Annotated in this window: 17 protein-coding genes; 8 read left to right on the forward strand and 9 right to left on the reverse strand. The window is 72.3% G+C overall.

Going from position 1 to position 15,790, the window contains the following annotated elements; genetic code table 11:
• The first annotated feature begins 1 nt into the window (after window position 1).
• Genes MUY22_RS28935 through MUY22_RS28945 form a run of 3 tightly spaced genes read left to right on the forward strand, consistent with a single transcriptional unit; the run spans window position 2 to window position 2,099 of the window.
• Window positions 2-889 carry a DUF427 domain-containing protein gene (locus tag MUY22_RS28935; RefSeq protein ID WP_247049720.1) on the forward strand — a complete coding sequence of 296 codons (888 nt, stop codon included), beginning with the start codon at window positions 2-4 and terminating at the stop codon, window positions 887-889.
• Between the two features lie 2 nt (window positions 890-891).
• Window positions 892-1,608, forward strand: a complete 717-nt coding sequence (locus MUY22_RS28940; protein ID WP_247049722.1) for an SDR family oxidoreductase — start codon at window positions 892-894, stop codon at window positions 1,606-1,608.
• An 11-nt stretch (window positions 1,609-1,619) separates the two neighbouring features.
• A complete protein-coding gene (locus MUY22_RS28945; protein WP_247049724.1) occupies window positions 1,620-2,099 on the forward strand; it encodes a VOC family protein in 480 nt (159 codons plus the stop codon).
• Here the strand turns inward: MUY22_RS28945 and MUY22_RS28950 are convergent.
• The 4 genes from MUY22_RS28950 to MUY22_RS28965 are packed head-to-tail and all read right to left on the reverse strand — an operon-like array spanning window position 2,068 to window position 6,673.
• Window positions 2,068-2,889: a siderophore-interacting protein gene (locus MUY22_RS28950; protein WP_247049725.1), complete on the reverse strand. Its 822-nt coding sequence runs from the start codon at window positions 2,887-2,889 to the stop codon at window positions 2,068-2,070. The two genes, MUY22_RS28945 and MUY22_RS28950, sit on opposite strands and share 32 nt — an antisense overlap.
• Before the next feature lie 43 nt (window positions 2,890-2,932).
• Entirely contained in the window at window positions 2,933-4,069 is a 1,137-nt protein-coding gene (locus MUY22_RS28955; RefSeq protein WP_247049726.1) for an iron-containing alcohol dehydrogenase family protein, read from the reverse strand.
• Between the two features lies 1 nt (window position 4,070).
• Window positions 4,071-5,576 (reverse strand): aldehyde dehydrogenase, encoded by a 1,506-nt coding sequence (locus MUY22_RS28960; protein ID WP_247049728.1) that lies wholly within the window; start codon window positions 5,574-5,576, stop codon window positions 4,071-4,073.
• Window positions 5,564-6,673, reverse strand: a complete 1,110-nt coding sequence (locus MUY22_RS28965; RefSeq protein ID WP_247049730.1) for a mandelate racemase/muconate lactonizing enzyme family protein — start codon at window positions 6,671-6,673, stop codon at window positions 5,564-5,566. Before MUY22_RS28965 ends, MUY22_RS28960 begins: the two co-directional genes overlap by 13 nt.
• A gap of 94 nt (window positions 6,674-6,767) precedes the next feature.
• Between MUY22_RS28965 and MUY22_RS28970 the strand changes: the two genes are divergently transcribed.
• Complete coding sequence (locus MUY22_RS28970) at window positions 6,768-7,586, forward strand: IclR family transcriptional regulator (RefSeq protein ID WP_247049732.1); 819 nt, start codon at window positions 6,768-6,770, stop codon at window positions 7,584-7,586.
• 373 nt (window positions 7,587-7,959) lie between these two features.
• Here the strand turns inward: MUY22_RS28970 and MUY22_RS28975 are convergent, their stop codons facing one another.
• Window positions 7,960-8,103, reverse strand: coding sequence for a hypothetical protein (locus MUY22_RS28975; protein WP_247049734.1), 144 nt, complete (start codon window positions 8,101-8,103; stop codon window positions 7,960-7,962).
• Window positions 8,103-8,438 (reverse strand): hypothetical protein, encoded by a 336-nt coding sequence (locus tag MUY22_RS28980; RefSeq protein WP_247049736.1) that lies wholly within the window; start codon window positions 8,436-8,438, stop codon window positions 8,103-8,105. Before MUY22_RS28980 ends, MUY22_RS28975 begins: the two co-directional genes overlap by 1 nt.
• A 125-nt stretch (window positions 8,439-8,563) precedes the next feature.
• Here MUY22_RS28980 and MUY22_RS28985 point away from each other — a divergent pair, with 125 nt between their 5' ends.
• The 3 genes from MUY22_RS28985 (at window position 8,564) to katG (ending at window position 11,785) form a co-directional block, all read left to right on the forward strand.
• Window positions 8,564-9,043: a pyridoxamine 5'-phosphate oxidase family protein gene (locus tag MUY22_RS28985; protein ID WP_247049738.1), complete on the forward strand. Its 480-nt coding sequence runs from the start codon at window positions 8,564-8,566 to the stop codon at window positions 9,041-9,043.
• A gap of 75 nt (window positions 9,044-9,118) precedes the next feature.
• Window positions 9,119-9,541, forward strand: coding sequence for a Fur family transcriptional regulator (locus MUY22_RS28990; protein WP_247049742.1), 423 nt, complete (start codon window positions 9,119-9,121; stop codon window positions 9,539-9,541).
• Window positions 9,542-9,598: 57 nt separating this feature from the next.
• Complete coding sequence (katG, locus tag MUY22_RS28995) at window positions 9,599-11,785, forward strand: catalase/peroxidase HPI (protein WP_371827496.1); 2,187 nt, start codon at window positions 9,599-9,601, stop codon at window positions 11,783-11,785.
• 40 nt (window positions 11,786-11,825) lie between these two features.
• Here katG and MUY22_RS29000 read toward each other — a convergent pair whose 3' ends face one another.
• A complete protein-coding gene (locus MUY22_RS29000) occupies window positions 11,826-12,722 on the reverse strand; it encodes a TIGR03620 family F420-dependent LLM class oxidoreductase (protein ID WP_247049747.1) in 897 nt (298 codons plus the stop codon).
• Between the two features lie 102 nt (window positions 12,723-12,824).
• Here MUY22_RS29000 and MUY22_RS29005 point away from each other — a divergent pair, with 102 nt between their 5' ends.
• A complete protein-coding gene (locus MUY22_RS29005; RefSeq protein ID WP_247049748.1) occupies window positions 12,825-13,697 on the forward strand; it encodes a LysR family transcriptional regulator in 873 nt (290 codons plus the stop codon).
• On the opposite strand, the gene MUY22_RS29010 is transcribed toward MUY22_RS29005, so the two are convergent.
• Complete coding sequence (locus MUY22_RS29010) at window positions 13,687-14,331, reverse strand: TetR/AcrR family transcriptional regulator (RefSeq protein WP_247049749.1); 645 nt, start codon at window positions 14,329-14,331, stop codon at window positions 13,687-13,689. The genes MUY22_RS29005 and MUY22_RS29010 overlap by 11 nt on opposite strands.
• A 50-nt stretch (window positions 14,332-14,381) precedes the next feature.
• Complete coding sequence (locus MUY22_RS29015; RefSeq protein ID WP_247049751.1) at window positions 14,382-15,689, reverse strand: lipase family protein; 1,308 nt, start codon at window positions 15,687-15,689, stop codon at window positions 14,382-14,384.
• Window positions 15,690-15,790 lie beyond the last annotated feature (101 nt).

Raw genomic sequence — 15,790 nt, forward strand, 5'->3', positions numbered from 1 at the left:
CATGGGACTGTCATGGCAGCAAGGACCGCTCTCGGAGCGGTCGGTCGGGCACTTCCTGGTGCCGCAGCCGCTGCCGGAGCGGCTGCTGTTCGCCGAGCCACTGCGCCGCCGGATGCGCGTCCGCTTCGGCGGGCAGTGGGTGGCCGACAGTGAAGACGTCGTGCTCCTGCACGAGCCGAACCGCTACCCGGTGGCGTACTTCCCGCGCGCCGACGTCGCCGAAGGCTTGCTCGGCACCGAACCGCGCACGACGACCCACCGCGAGCTCGGCCCGGCCGCGTGGTTCACCGTGCGGGCGGGGGAGCAGGAGGCGCCGCGGGCGGCCTGGCAGTACACCGGGCTCCCGGACCACGCCGCTGTGCTGCGCGACCGCGTCGCCTTCGCCTGGCGGGCGATGGACGCCTTCTACGAGGAGGACGAGCGGATCCTCGGGCACGCGGCCGACCCGTACCACCGCGTCGACATCCGGCGGACGTCCCGGCACCTCGTGGTGCGCGACGGCGATCGCGTCGTCGCCGACACCCATCGCCCGGTCGTGCTCTACGAGTCCGGCTTCGCGCCGCGCTGGTACGTGCCGCGCGAAGACGTCGACCAGGCGGCCCTGACCCCGGTCGAGGGGCAGACCTTCTGCCCCTACAAGGGTTTGGCCGGCTACTTCGACATCGGCTCCCGCAAGCGCGCCGCGTGGTCGTACCCCGAGGCGTGGCCCGAGGTGGCCCGGGTGTCCGGGTTCGTCTCGTTCGAACCGGACCTCGTCGACGTCCACCTCGACGACCGCAAGCTGGCCCTCGAACCGGGCCAGTCCGTGTCCCCGCACGGCGTCGACCGCGGCCTCGATCCCGACGAGCTGCGGTCCCGCGCCGCGGCCGCACCCACCGGAACGGAGTGATCATGTCCACCACCCTGAAAGACCGCCGCGTGCTCGTCATCGGCCGCGGCAGCGGGATCGCCCGCGCCGTCACCCTGGCCCTGCGGGAGGCGGGCGCGACGGTCGTCGTCGCCGGCCGCGACCCGGAAGCCCTCGCCGCGGCGTACGACGACCCGGGCGTCACGGCCGAGCAAGCCGATCTCACCGACGAAGCCGGCGTGGCCGCGCTGGCCGAACGGCTCGGCCGGGTCGACCACGTCGTGTCGACCGCTTCGGCCCGCGCCCGCGGCGCGGTCGGCGACCTCGACCACGACACCGTGCTGAAGTCGTTCGAGGTCAAGGTGCTCGGCCCGATCCTGCTGGCCAAGTACCTCGCGCCGCGGATGCCGGAGGACGGCTCGTTCGTCTTCTTCTCGGGCTCGTCCGCCCGCAAACCCGCCGCCGGCATGCTCGCGGTGGGCGCCACCAACGCGGCCGTCGACGTGGTGACGCGCGGCCTCGCGGTCGAGCTGGCGCCGATCCGCGTCACGGCGGTCTCACCGGGCACGATCGACACCGGCGCCTACGACGGCCTCGGCGCGGACAAGAAAGCCGAGCTGTTCGCCACTCGCACGGCCACGAACCCCGCGCGGCGCATCGGCCACCCCGGAGACATCGCCGACGCGGTCGTCTTCGCGCTCACGAACACCTTCCTGACCGGCGTCACGCTCGGCGTCGACGGCGGCGAACCCCTCGTCTGAAAGGAGCACTCATGTCCACCCCGACGCCGCGCGACGCCCGCGCCATGGACTACCGCATCGAGGTCGTCACCCTGCCCGTCGCCGACGTCGACCGGGCGATCCGGTTCTACACCGGCCAAGCCGGCTTCGCCTTGGACGTCGACTACCGGCCGAACGACGGGTTCCGCGTCGTGCAGCTGACCCCGCCCGGCTCGGCGTGCTCGATCCAGCTCGGCACCGGCCTGACCGACGCGGCCCCCGGCTCGGCCCGCGCCGGTTACCTGGTGGTGGCCGACATCGAAGCCGCGCACCGCGAACTGGCCGGCCGCGGTGTCCCCGTGAGCGAGGTCCGGCACAAGAAATCCGTGGACTGGCAAGGGGATTTCGCGCCCGGAGCCGATCCTCGGCGGCGGGACTACGCGAGTTTCCTGGACTTCGCGGACCCGGACGGCAACACGTGGGTCGTCCAGGAACGCGGATTCAGCGCGCCTTCCAGTAGCCGCAGAACATGACGTCGTCCTTGGGGATCCCGGCCCGCACCCAGTGCCGGCGCAGGGCGACGGCCATGGCCGATTCCCCGACCACCCAGCCGTGCACCGGAACCGCCGGCACGGGCGTGTCCTGGGCGGCGGCCAGCACCACCTGTCCGGCGGCGGCGCCGCGGCCGCGCGCCAGCCAGGTGACCTCGACCCCGGGGGGTGCGTCGAGCGGCTGCTGATCCTCGGCGTCGGGGAGCTCGATCAGGGCGTGCCCGGTCGCGTCGCGGGGGAGTGCGGCGAGCACGCCCGCGATCGCCGGCAGGCCGGTCTCGTCGGCGACGAGCAGGAAGTGCTCGCGGCCGGGTGCCGGGTTGAAGCCGATGCCCTCGTCGAGGATCGCGACGGCGTCGCCCCGCGTGCAGTGCTGCGCCCAGGTCGCGGCCGGGCCCGCGGTCCCGTCCGCGGCGGAGCCGTGCAGGACGAAGTCGACGTCGAGCTCCGGTCCGTCGGGGCCGTCGGGCCGGTACGCGCGGACGGAGTAGCTGCGCAGCACGGGCCGGCTCGTCTTGGTGATGGTCAGGAACCTGGCGTACGCCAGCGCGTTGAGCTTGTTCGGCAGCCTGTCGAGGGACCCCTCCGCCACCGGGATGAACAGCCGGAACCACTGGTCGAACCCCATCGGCGTGAACGAGTCGACGTCGTCCTGCCCGAGGGTGACCCGCGCGAAGTGCGGCGAGAGCCGTTCACGGCGAAGCACCCGCATGGTGAGCAGTTCGGTGGTCTCCGGCTTGATCCGGGTGGCCGTCAGGTTCTGCCGCGCCATCTCGACCCCCGGTTAGGTTAGGCTGTCCTTTGTTCGAGTCACCCTAGTACACCGACCGCAGCAGTTCCACGGTCTCCGCCTCGGAGGGGTGCCGTGGGGCGTTCTTGGTCACCGCGTCGGCCAGCGCGCCCTCGGCGATCGCCGGGATCAGGTCCGCCGTGACACCGAGGTCGCGCAGCGGGCGCTTGATCCCGAGCGCGCCCGAGACCTCGCGGACCGCCGCGATCGACGCCGCCGCCCAGTCCGGTTCGGGCGTGACCCGCAGTGCGCGGCCCACCGCCTCGTACGCGGCTTGAGCGGTCGGCGCGCTGAAGGCCATCACCTCCTCGAGCACCGCGGCCAGCGCGACGCCGTGGGGGGTGCCCGTGTGGGCGGTCAGCGCGTGGCCGAGGCCGTGGACCAAGCCGAGGCCCGACAGCGTCAGCGCGTGGCCCGCCAGGTGGGCCCCGAGCATCAGCTGCGAGCGCGCTTCCAGGTCACCGCCGTCGCGGTGGGCGACCGGCAGCCAGCGGCCGACCAAGGTGACCGCCTGGGCCGCGTAGGCCGCGGACACCGGGCTCGACCCGCGCGAGGCGAGCGATTCGATGCCGTGCACGAGCGCGTCCAGGCCGGTGGCCGCGGTGACCGCCGGTGGCAGGCCGACGGTCAGCTCCGGGTCCAGCACCGCGATCCGCGGCTTCACCGACGGGTGTCCGATGTAGACCTTCCGGCGGGCGCACAGGTCTTCCGTGACGCCGAAACCGTTGGTCTCGGCGCCGGTGCCCGACGTCGTCGGGACGGCGATGAGGGGCAGTCCCTCCGCCGCGTCCCACAGCCGGTCCGCGTCCGCGGCCGCCGCGCCGGGGTTGCCGGCGAGCAGCGAGATGCCCTTGGCCGCGTCCAGCGCCGAGCCGCCGCCGAGGGCGACCACGGCGGCGTCGCCGAACTCGCGCAGCCGCGCGGCACCGCGGTCGAGCTCGGCGGTCGACGGGTTCGGGCCGACGTCCTCGTGGACGGCGTGCTTGAGCCCGGCCGCGGCCAGGATCTGCTCGACGCGCCCGACGATCCCGGTGGCCCGCAGGCCCCGGTCGGTGACCACGAACGCGCGGGTCCGCCCCAGGGTGTCGACGTAGGCGGGCAGGTCGGCGACCACACCCGGGCCGAACTCCGTCCGGCCGGTGGGTTCGATGCTCAGTCGCACGCTAATCCTCCGGGAGCGCGAGCCAGGTGGTCTTGAGGGCGGTGTAGGCGTCCAAGGCGTGCAACGACTTGTCCCGGCCGGCGCCGGTCGCTTTGAAGCCGCCGAACGGGGTGATCACGTCGCTGGCGTCGAAGGTGTTGATCCACACCGTCCCGGCGCGCAACCGGCGCGCGACGCGGTGGGCGGTGGTGACGTCCCGCGTCCAGACCGACGCGACCAGCCCGAAGTCGCTGTCGTTGGCCAGCCGGACGCCTTCGCCGACGTCGCCGTCGTAGGTGAGCACCGACAGGACCGGTCCGAAGACTTCCTCGCGGGCGATGGCCATCCCGGGCCGCACACCGTCCACGATGGTCGGTTCGAGGTACGTCCCGCCGGTCTCGGTCAGCACCCGCTCGCCGCCGTGGGCGATCGTCGCGCCGTCGGCCCGGGCGCCGTCGAGGTAACCCAGGACGCGGTCCAGCTGGACGTCGTCGACGAGCGGGCCGAGCACGGTCGCCGGGTCGAGCGGGTCGCCGATCCGGAACGTCGAGTCCGTGATCGAGACGACCTCGGCGAGCAGTTCGTCCTTCAACGCGGTGGGCACGACCAGGCGCGAACCCGCGTTGCAGGTCTGCCCGGCGTTGTAGAAGATGCCCCACGCGACCGCCTGTGCCGCCGCCGCGAGGTCGGCGCCGGGCAGGACGAGCTGCGGTGACTTGCCGCCCGCCTCGACGGCGACCTGCTTGCCGTTGGACTCCCCGGCGTAGACCTGGAACAACCGCGCGACCTCGGCCGAGCCGGTGAAGGCGATCTTGTCGACGTCCGGGTGCCGCCCCAGCGCCTGGCCGACGACCTCGCCGCGGCCCGGGACGACGTTGAGCACGCCGTCGGGCAGCCCGGCCTCGGTCGCCAGCCGGGCCAGCAGCAGCGTCGCCAGCGACGTCTGTTCGGCGGGCTTGACGACGACGGAGTTGCCGGTGGCCAGCGCCGGGCCCAGCTTCCAGGACGTGATGAGCAGCGCGTAGTTCCACGGGACGACGACGCCGATCACGCCGAGCGGCTCCCGGGTGATCCACGCCAGCGCGTCGCCGGGGGTGGGCGCGACCTCGTCGTAGGTCTTGTCGATCGTCTCGGCGTACCAGGCGATCGTCTCGGCGGCCTTGGTGACGTCGACCCGCCGCGCCTCGCCGACCGGCTTGCCCATCTCGAGGGAGTCGAGCAGCGCCAGCTCGTTCGCGTTGTCCACGATGGACTCGGCCCAGCGCAGGAGCACACGTTTGCGCTCGCGCGGTGCGAGGCCGCGCCACCGGCCGTCCTCGAACGACTCCCGCGCCACGCGGACCGCCCGGTCGACGTCTTCGGCGCTCCCGGCCGGGATGCGTGTCAGCTCCCGGCCGTCGCGCGGGGACGTGCTCGCGAACGTTGTGTCCGAAGTGGACTCGACGGGCCGGCCGCCGACGAACGGCCGGGTCTCGAAGGTCAGCTTGTCCGCCAGGGCCTGCCAGTCCTGGTGCGTCAGATCCGCCACCGGGCCACCGCCTCCTCGTCCAGTTCGATGCCGAGGCCCGGTCGTGCCGGGACCTCCAGGGTGCCGTCGGGGGTGATCATGAGCGGCTCCGCCAGCATGAAGTCGCGCCGCTGCGGCGTCCAGCCGGGCGGGTCCCACGGGAACTCGAAGAACGGCCCGCCGCCGACCCCGGCGGCCACGTGCAGGTTGGCCAGCACGCCGATGCCGTTGGTCCAGCTGTGCGGGGTGAAGGCCCGGTGCTTGAGCTGGGCCACTTCGGCGAGCGTGCGCGCCCGGTGCATGCCGACCGCGAGCACGACGTCCATCTGGTAGACGTCGAGGACGTCGTGTTCCAGGTACCGCAGCAGTTCGGGCACCGAGTGGTGCATCTCGCCGGCCGCGATCCGGACGCCCGGGTTCTCCGCCCGCAGCGTCCGGAAGCCGTCGACGTCCTCGTAGGGGAGCGGCTCCTCGACCCAGAAGACATCCAGCTCGGCCAGCCGCCGCACGATCCCGCGGGTCTTGGCGAGATCCGACGCGGCCGCCGTGTCCCCGGCCATCCGCCAGGACTGGTTGAGGTCGACCATGATCGCGAAGTCGGGCCCGAGCGCGTCGCGCACCGCGGTGACGGCGGCGATCCCGTCGGCGACGTGGTCCCGGTCGATGCGGATCTTCATCGCCCGGAACCCGGCTTCGCGCGCCCGCAGCGCGGTCTCGACCCGTTCCGCGGGCGGCTTCAATTCGGCCGACGACGCGTACGCCGGCACCGCCTTGGCCGCGTTGCCGAACAGCGTCGCGACCGAGAGCCCGGCGACCTGGCCGATGACGTCCCAGAGCGCGGCCTCCAGCGGCCAGAAGCGGCCGCCGTGGAAGTTGGCCGTCTCGATGGCCTTCACGTGCCGCACGATGTCGAGCGGGTCTTCGCCGAGGAACAGGTCCTTGACGGCGTCGAACCCGGCCATCGTGTCGCCGGACCCGATGCCGGTGACGCCTTCGTCGGTGTGGACGCGCACGATCGTCGCGTCGAAGTGGCGCCGCGGCCGCGGGTCCCACGCCGCGCGCAGCGGCGGGTCTAGGTCGAGCCGCAGCCGGTCCAGGACGATGTCGGTGATCTTCATCGGCTTCGACGTTATGAGCCGCCACGGGACGCGGCAAGGGGCGGCGGCACATCGCAACGCGCGTTGCGCTGAGACCAACTGTTAACGTCCGGAGATGACGCTCCCGGCCGACGCGGCCCGGCCTTCGGGCCACGGTCTGCGCCGCGACCTGGACCTGCTGGAGGCGCTCGCCTCACCCGAAGCGCAGCGGGTCGGCGGGCTCGGCGTCGTCCGGCTGGCGCAGCTGACCGGCCGGGAGAAGAGCCAGGTCTCACGGGCGCTGAAGGCCCTCGCCGAAGAGGGTGTTGTCGAGCGCGACCCGGACACCCTCGGCTACCGGCTGGGCTGGCGGCTGTTCTCCCTGGTCGCGCGCACGGTGGAGGATCGGCTGGTGCGCGCCGCCGAGCCGGTGATGCACGCGCTGTCGGCGGAGCTGGAGGAGACCAGCCACCTGTGCGTCCTGCGGGAGCAGGAGGTGCTGACGCTGCTCTCGGTGTCCGGGCACTCGTTCCGCGCCCACGACTGGGAGGGACGCGGGGTGCCCGCGTACTGCACGTCGGCCGGGCGGGTGCTGCTGCTCGACGCGACCCCGGACGAGCTGTACGTCCGCTTCCCCGCCTTCGACGCCGACGACCCGCGCTCGGAGGTCCGCACGCTGCCGCAGCTCTGGGCGAAGATCCAGGAGTGCCGCCGCGACGGCTTCGCCCGCGTCCACGAGGAGTTCGAGGAGGGCCTGGCCGGAGTATCGGCCCCGGTCCGCGACTTCCGCGGCCGCGTGGTGGCGGCACTGAACATCTCCGCGCCGGCGGCCAGACTGGCGAACCGCCTGGAGGCGGCCGGCCGGAGCACAGCGGAGGCGGCGGCCCAGGTTTCGGAGCACCTGGGGTTCGCGGCGGAGCGGAAGCCACTGCCCCCACGCACACGGCTCACCTGAGACCGCCCGCCGCGCGGGCGGCTGAGTCCGAGCTGGTGCGCAACGGCCCGCCGATCGGCCAGGGATGGGAAGCACGAAGCCACGACTACAGCGGCAGCGGGCGGTTGAATCCGATCTGGCGGGCAACAGCCCGCCGATCGCTTGGGGGAGGGAAGTACGAAGCCCACGTCCGCAGCGGCGGCGGGCGGCTGAGTTCGATCCTGCGCACAACAACTCGCGGACGGAAAGCACGAAGCCCACGTCCGCAGCCGCCGCGCGGGCAGCTGAGTCTGATCCGGCGCGCAACAACCCGATCAGTGCGCACCGACCCACTTGAGGGCGGGAAGCATCAAACTCACGTCCACAGTGGACGTGGGTGGTCAGCTGGGCGAGATCAGTCCTTCGCGGGCGGGTCCAGCTGCGCCAGGTGCTCGGTGATCTCCGTCAGCAGGCCTGTCGCCGCTTCGCCCAGGGCCGCCAGCTCGGCCAGCGTCGCGCGGGTGCCCGGCGCGGGCGGCGTGTCGGTGGTGGCGGACATCAGATCTCCTGGATGACGTCGTGGTGGGCGCCGATGGCGTCGGCGAACGCGGTGTGGACCCGGAGGTACTCGTCGAGGGGGACCGAGGTACCCGCCCACTCGTGCCAGCGGATGTGGGCCTGCGCGGCACTCAGCCGCGCGGCCGCGGCCACGCTCGCCGGATCGCCGCCGGCGAGGATCGCGCGGTGCATGATCGGCGGTGTCGACCGCCGGGCCAGATCGGCCAGGGCCGCGAGCCTCGTGAGCTCGGCGGAGGGGTCGCCTCCGTCCGGCCGGCGCTGCTGCGGGGGGACCCGGCGGGCGTTTTCGCGGCCGCCGGTCAGGACGCTGGTCATGCGAACGACTCCTGGGAGAAGTGAACCAACCCGGACGCAGTCCGGTTACCCGGCCGGTGCACCGGTAAACGCCGGCACTCGTGATCTCCATCTCACCGGTTCGGGGAATACGGTTGGATGTCCCGATGACCGACAGCGACCTCGACGCCCACGCGCGGGACCTGATCGAGACGAACCGCTACCTGACCCTGGGCACGACCGGCCCGGACGGCGCGCCCTGGCTCACCCCCGTCTACTTCGCCCCGGCGGGTGATCGCGAGTTCGTCTGGGTCTCGGCCCTCGACGCCCACCACTCCCGCAACCTCGCCGAACGCCCGCGGGCGAGCGCGGTCGTCTTCGACTCGACGGTCCAGCCGTACCACGGCCGCGCGGTGTACGCGGCGGGCGAAGCGCGGGAACTCGCCGGTGACGACCTCGAACGCGCCCTGGCCGGCTACCCCCGGAGTGACGGCGCCGCGGACATGAGCCTCGGCGACGTCACGGCGCCGTCGGCGTACCGGCTGTACGCGTTCACGGCGTCGGAGATGTGGGTGCTCTGCCCGCGCGAGCCCGGAACGCCTTGTCAGCGGCACGGCCGGAGTGACGACCACCGCGTCGAGCTGTAGCGGTCAAGACCCGGATGGGTGGCTTCGAGAGAGTCAATCTTGATTCATTCCAGATTATCGGGCAGACTCGCCGCCGTGCCCACGACATCGGAGTTCGAGCGGATGCTGCGCGGGGTGTCCCTGCGCGTCACGCGTCCACGGCTGGCGGTGCTGACCGCGGTGCACGGCCACCCGCACGCCGACACCGACTCGATCATCGGCGTCGTGCGCGGCGACCTCGGCGAAGTGTCCCACCAGGCCGTCTACGACGTCCTGCGGGCACTGACCGGCGCCGGGCTGCTCCGGCGCATCCAGCCCCCGGGTTCCGTGGCGCGCTACGAAGCCCGGGTCGGGGACAACCACCACCACGTCGTCTGCCGGTCCTGCGGGGCCATCGCCGACGTCGACTGCGCCGTCGGCAGTGCGCCCTGCCTGACCGCCTCCGAAGCCCACGGTTTCGTCATCGACGAGGCCGAGGTCGTCTACCGGGGCCTGTGCCCCGACTGTTCCAGTTCCTGAACACCGTTTCCCGGAAGGATTCCTGTGTCTGACAGCCCTGACGCCGTTGTTGGCGAGATGAACGAGGAGACCGCGGGCGGCTGCCCGGTCTCGGCCGGGCGTCGCAACCACCCGACCGAGGGCGCGGGAAACCGCGACTGGTGGCCGAACCAGCTCAACCTGAAGATCCTGCGCAAGCACCCCGCCGTCGCCAACCCCCTCGGCGAGGACTTCGACTACGCCGCCGCCTTCAAGACCGTCGACCTGGACGCGCTGGCCGCGGACGTCGACGCGGTGCTGACCACGTCGAAGGAGTGGTGGCCCGCGGACTTCGGGCACTACGGGCCGTTCATGATCCGCATGGCGTGGCACAGCGCCGGCACCTACCGCACCGACGACGGCCGCGGCGGAGCGGGCGCCGGCATGCAGCGCTTCGCGCCGCTGAACAGCTGGCCGGACAACGGGAACCTGGACAAGGCCCGCCGCCTGCTGTGGCCGGTCAAGAAGAAGTACGGCCAGAAGATCTCGTGGGCCGACCTGATGATCTTCACGGGCAACCGCGCCCTGGAGACCATGGGCTTCAAGACCTTCGGCTTCGCCGGCGGCCGCGCCGACGTGTGGGAGCCGGACGAGGACGTGTACTGGGGCCCGGAGCGCACCTGGCTGGGCGACGAGCGCTACACCGGTGACCGCGACCTGGAGAACCCGCTCGCCGCGGTCCAGATGGGCCTCATCTACGTCAACCCCGAAGGCCCGAACGGCAACCCGGACCCGCTGGCCTCGGCCCGCGACATCCGCGAGACGTTCGGCCGGATGGCGATGAACGACGAGGAGACCGTCGCCCTCATCGCCGGTGGCCACACCTTCGGCAAGACGCACGGCGCGGCCGACCCCGACGAGCACGTCGGCCCGGAGCCCGAGGGCGCCGGCATCGAGGAGCAGGGCCTCGGCTGGAACAACACCTTCGGTTCCGGCAAGGGCCGCGACGCCATCACCAGCGGTCTCGAGGTCACCTGGACCTCCACGCCGACGCAGTGGAGCAACCAGTTCTTCGACAACCTGTTCGGCTACGAGTGGGAGCTGTCGAAGAGCCCGGCCGGCGCCCACCAGTGGGTGGCGAAGGACGCCGAGGACACCATCCCCGGCCCGGAGGCCGGCGACCCGGCCCGCAAGCCGACGATGCTGACGACCGACCTGGCGCTGCGCGTCGACCCGGTCTACGCGCAGATCTCCAAGCGCTTCCACGAAAACCCGGACCAGTTCGCGGACGCGTTCGCCCGCGCCTGGTACAAGCTCACCCACCGCGACATGGGCCCGATCCAGCGCTACCTCGGCCCGCTGGTGCCGCAGGAAGCCCTGATCTGGCAGGACCGCGTCCCCGCCGTCGACCACGAGCTGGTCTCCGACGCCGACGTGGCCGACCTCAAGGCCAAGCTGCTCGACTCGGGCCTGACCGTCGCCCAGCTCGTCTCGACCGCGTGGGCGTCGGCTTCGACGTTCCGCGCCAGTGACAAGCGCGGCGGCGCGAACGGCGCCCGCATCCGCCTCGAGCCGCAGCGCGGCTGGGAGGTCAACGAGCCCGACCAGCTCGCGCAGGTCCTGCGCACGCTGGAGGGCGTCCAGGAGTCCTTCTCCGCCGGGGGCAAGAAGGTTTCGCTGGCCGACCTGATCGTGCTCGGTGGCGCGGCGGCCGTCGAGAAGGCCGCGAAGGACGCGGGCGTCGACATCACGGTGCCGTTCACCCCGGGCCGCACCGACGCGACGCAGGAGCAGACCGACGCGGAGTCCTTCGCGCCGCTCGAGCCGACGATCGACGGGTTCCGCAACTACCGCGGCAAGGGCCACCGCCTGCCGTCGGAGTTCCTGCTGATCGACCGCGCGAACCTGCTGAACCTGAGCGCGCCGGAGCTGACCGTCCTCATCGGCGGCCTGCGCGTCCTGGGTGCGAACCACAAGCAGACGTCGCTGGGTGCGCTGACCGCGACGCCGGGTGCCCTGACGAACGACTTCTTCGCGAACCTCCTCGACATGGAGACCGAGTGGAAGTCCACGTCGGAGGACCAGGAGACCTTCGAGGGCCGCGACCGCGCGACCGGCGAGGTCAAGTGGACCGGCTCCCGCGCCGACCTGGTGTTCGGCTCCAACTCGGAGCTGCGCGCGCTGGCCGAGGTCTACGCGAGCGACGACGCCAAGGAGAAGTTCGTCAAGGACTTCGTGGCCGCGTGGCACAAGGTCATGAACGCGGACCGGTACGACCTGGTCTGAGCTGACCTGTAGGCAGGCTCCGCGCCCGCGTCCGGCACTTTCACGTGAAAGTGCCGAACGCGGGCGCGAGTCGTTCCAGCTCTGCGACGTCCGCGAGGAAGTCGTCGGTCGTCGGGGGCATCAGCAGGACGTGGTCCGCGCCCGCCGTCAGGTGCTCCTGGGCCTTCGCCGCGATCGCGTCCGGGCCGCCGTGGGCGACCACCGCGTCCGCCAAGCCGTCGACGTTCGCGACGTCGAAACCCAAGCGCTCCATGGCTTTCCCGTACCACGGCAGGCCCAGGCTGGCAGCAGCCTTCTCCCGCGCCGCCGCGCGAGCGAGAGAAGGGTCGGCTTCCGTGACCACCGTCAGGCCGACCACCAGCAGCTTGTCCGCGCCCAGCGTCTTGCGCGCTTCGGTCGTGTACGCCGGGGGCAGGTTCGCGGGGTAGGCGCCGTCGGCGAGTTCGCCCGCCAGTGCCAGCATCTTCGGGCCGTTCGCGCCGAGGATCCGCGGGTACGCCACGTCCGGCGCGGGCGGCCACGTCTCCGCCGTCATGCGCTCCAGGTAGTCGCGCAGCGTCTTCACCGGGCTGCCGTACTCGCGCCCGACCCCGGCGGCCTGCGGCGCGTGGCCGACGCCGATCCCCAGCACCAGCCGGCCCGGGTACGCGTCGGCCAGCTGGGCCGCGCCCGCGTGCAGCGTCTGCGGCTCGCGGGCCCAGATGTTCGCGATGCCGGTGCCGAACGTGAGCCGGTCCGTCGCGGCGAGCAGCACGGCCAGCTGCACCAGGGCGTCCTTGCCGCCGACGACCTCGTTGGTCCAGGCGGCGCGGTACCCGGCGCGCTCCAGCCGTCGCGCGCCTTCGCGCTGGTCCTCGGCCGAGGGGCTGCTGGTGAACGAGATCGGCAGGTAGACGCCGAGCGGGCCGAGCGCGGCGCGAGCCGTGGTGATGTCCATGCCTCCACCGTGGGCCACCCTGCCCCGCCGCGTCCAATTGGCGTTTCGCATCGCGTGTCGCGATCTGTGCATCACCACAGCTCATGGCGGTACGCTCGGACCGTGGACGACCTCGATCTCCGGCTGGTGCGCAGCTTCACCGTCGTCGCCGAGCACCGGCACTTCGGCCGCGCCGCCGCCGAGCTGCACCTGACGCAGTCGTCGCTGAGCCGCCAGATCGTCCGGCTGGAACAGCAGGTCGGCGCGCGCCTGCTCGACCGCACGCCGCAAGGTACCCGGCTCACCGAGGCCGGCGAGGCGTTCCTCGCGCTCGCCGCCGACGTCCTGCGTTCGGCGGCCGCGGCGACGGCCCGCGCCCGCGCGGTCGCCCGGCCCAGCCGGATCACCGTCGGCTACACCGGGAACCTGATCGTCACCCCGGCCGTCCGCGCGCTGCGCCACCGCCACCCGGACGCCGACGTCCGCACGCTCCACCTGAAGTGGGACGACGCCCGCGCGGCGCTGCTCGAGAACCGCGTGGACGCGGCGATCGTCCGGCTGCCACTGCCCAGCACCGGGCTGCACGTGACGGTCCTGCGCGACGAGCCGCGGGTCCTGCTGATCCCGAGTGACCACCGCTTGGCGGGCAAGGAATCCGTGACGCTCGACGACATCGCCGACGAACCGCTGCCCCGCGCGTCCGACGCCGAGTGGGACGCCTTCTGGCGCGTCGACCCGCGTCCCGACGGCCGCCCGGCGCCGGACGGGCCGTTCATCAGCGCCATCGAGGACAAGATCGAGCTGGTCGCGAGCGGTCAGGCGGTGGCGATCGTCCCGGCGGGCTCCGCCACGCCCACCGGCCTGCGCCCGGACCTGACCACCGTTCCGCTGGCGGACGTCGAGCCGAGCCACGTCGCGCTGGCGACCCGCGCGGGGGACCGGAACCGGCTGGTGGCGGCGTTCCGCAAGTGCGCGGAGGCGGGCCTCACCAGCTGAGGCTCCGGTGCCCGAACATCCCGAGCAGCCACGTGTAGCGGACGGCTTCCCGGGCTTGGTCGTACGCCTCTTCGGTGGCCTGCCAGATGGCCTGGGTGATGAGTTCGATCGTGGCGGCGACGACGGTGCGCGCGGTGAACGGCGGCGGCGCCGGCAGCGCGGGATCGGTGCTGCGCAACCACAGGACCGTCCGGTCGAACACGGCTTCGCCCGCGCGCAGGACTTCTTCGCGGGCCTGGAGGCCGGCGTCGCCGAGGGCGAAGATCTCGAGCAGGACGGCGCGGACGGCCGTCGGGCGGCGGTGGACGTAGTCGACGAGGAAGTCGCCGCACGCGGCGACGGCTTCGAGCGGGGTCGGGGCCGCGGCGGCCACGGCGACGCCCTGGTCGATGAAGTCGTTGCTGAGCACGCGGTACGCGGCGAGGAAGGCGTCCTGCTTGTCGGCGAACTGCTGGTAGAACGACGTCCGGGAGACGCCCGCGGTCGCCGTGATGTGCCCGACCGTGGTGCCGAGGTAGCCCCGGGTGCCGACGTTCTCCAGCACGGCGTCGATCAGCCGGGCGCGCTGGGTGCCGGCCACCTCGTCACGGCTGAGGCCGTGCGGGCCCTTCGGCAGCTTCCGGTGCGCTGTCACGTGCAGACCGTACTGTGCCCGGCCGGGTGCTCCGGCCGGGCACAGCGGTGTCAGCTCGTGGGGACCTCCGGGGCGAGCGAGTTGCCCGCCGGGATGTGCCCGCAGCTGGACGGCGCGGCCTTCCCGGCGAACCGGTCGTTCAGCCAGCCGATCGCGTCGGGCGCCCAGCGCACCGCGCCGCCGACGTGGCTGAGCAGGTCGTACTGCGCGTACTTGATCGAGCTGTTGCCACCGGCGCAGTACTGCCGGGCCAGCGCCCGCACGTCGCCGGCGACCATCACGCCGTCACCCGTCCCGATCCCCGGCGGGTTGCCGAAGGTGCCTTCCAGCAGCCCGTTGTTCCCCTGCGCGATGAAGCCGGGAACGGACGGCGTCGGCGCCGAGCCGATGTTCACCTTGTTGACGGCGTCGACGAACGGGTGCACCGAGTTCGGGTTCGAGTACTGCGGCTTGACGAGCTTCTCCCACGTCAGCCCCGGGTAGCGGCCCAGCGCGTTGATGATCGACGCCTGCTCCACCTCTTGGAGGACCTTCAGGCCGTACGCGCTGGCGTAGGGCTTGAGGTCGATGTCGTAGGAGCGGGCGACGCCGACGAGCGCCATCGGGATGACGCCGGACCACACCGGGCTGCCGGCGACGTACTTCAGGTTGTGCGACGGCGCGACGAGCACGCCGCCTTCGGTGAAGCCCACCAGGTTCTTGTTGACGTCGGGTGCGTAGCTCGGCGCGAGCGCGGCCGCCCAGCCGGTCGCGATCGCGCCGCCCGAGTAGCCGATGAGGCCGAACTTGGTGGTGCCGGTCAGGCCCGTTTCGGCCGCCTTCGTCGCGGCCCGGATCGAGTCCAGGGTTTTGGTGCCGTACTCCGGCCCCGCGGCGAAGTTCGCGTCCTGCCCCTCGGTGTCGGGGATGAGGATGTTGTAGCCCAGGAGCAGCGCGGGCGTGACGAGCAGGGACTCCCCGTTGGGCAGCAGCCCGCCGAGGGTGACGTCGCCGGCGATCGCCCGCGACGGGCTGTCCGCCGGGTTGAGCGAGTCGTAGGCCGACTGGTAGGAGATGGCTTTCTTGGTGTCTCCGTTGGGACTCCGGACCACCGAGGTGACGTTGGCCGCGGGGTTCCCCTGCGCGTCGGTGGTCCGGTAGAGCAGCTGGATCGCCGTCAGCGGCGTGGGAATGCCGACGATGTGGTAGCTCAGCGTCCGGGTCTTGAGCACGGTCCCGGGATCGAACGACGACAGCGGTTCGCTGCCGCTGTAGGTGTAGAAGGAATCGGCCGCCGGAGCCGCGGAGGCCGCCGGCGCCGCGGCGACGGTCAGCGTGAGGGCCGCGGCGACGGCCAGCAAGCGGGCAGGCTTGATCATGACTCCCCTTTGAATCATGAAGTGGATCACAATGGTGAATCGGTAACCTACCAGCCAGTAGCAATGGTGTACAGGGGCGTACACCATTTCCGCCGGTCGGG

The organism is Amycolatopsis sp. WQ 127309, from assembly GCF_023023025.1.
Classification (GTDB): Bacteria; Actinomycetota; Actinomycetes; order Mycobacteriales; family Pseudonocardiaceae; genus Amycolatopsis.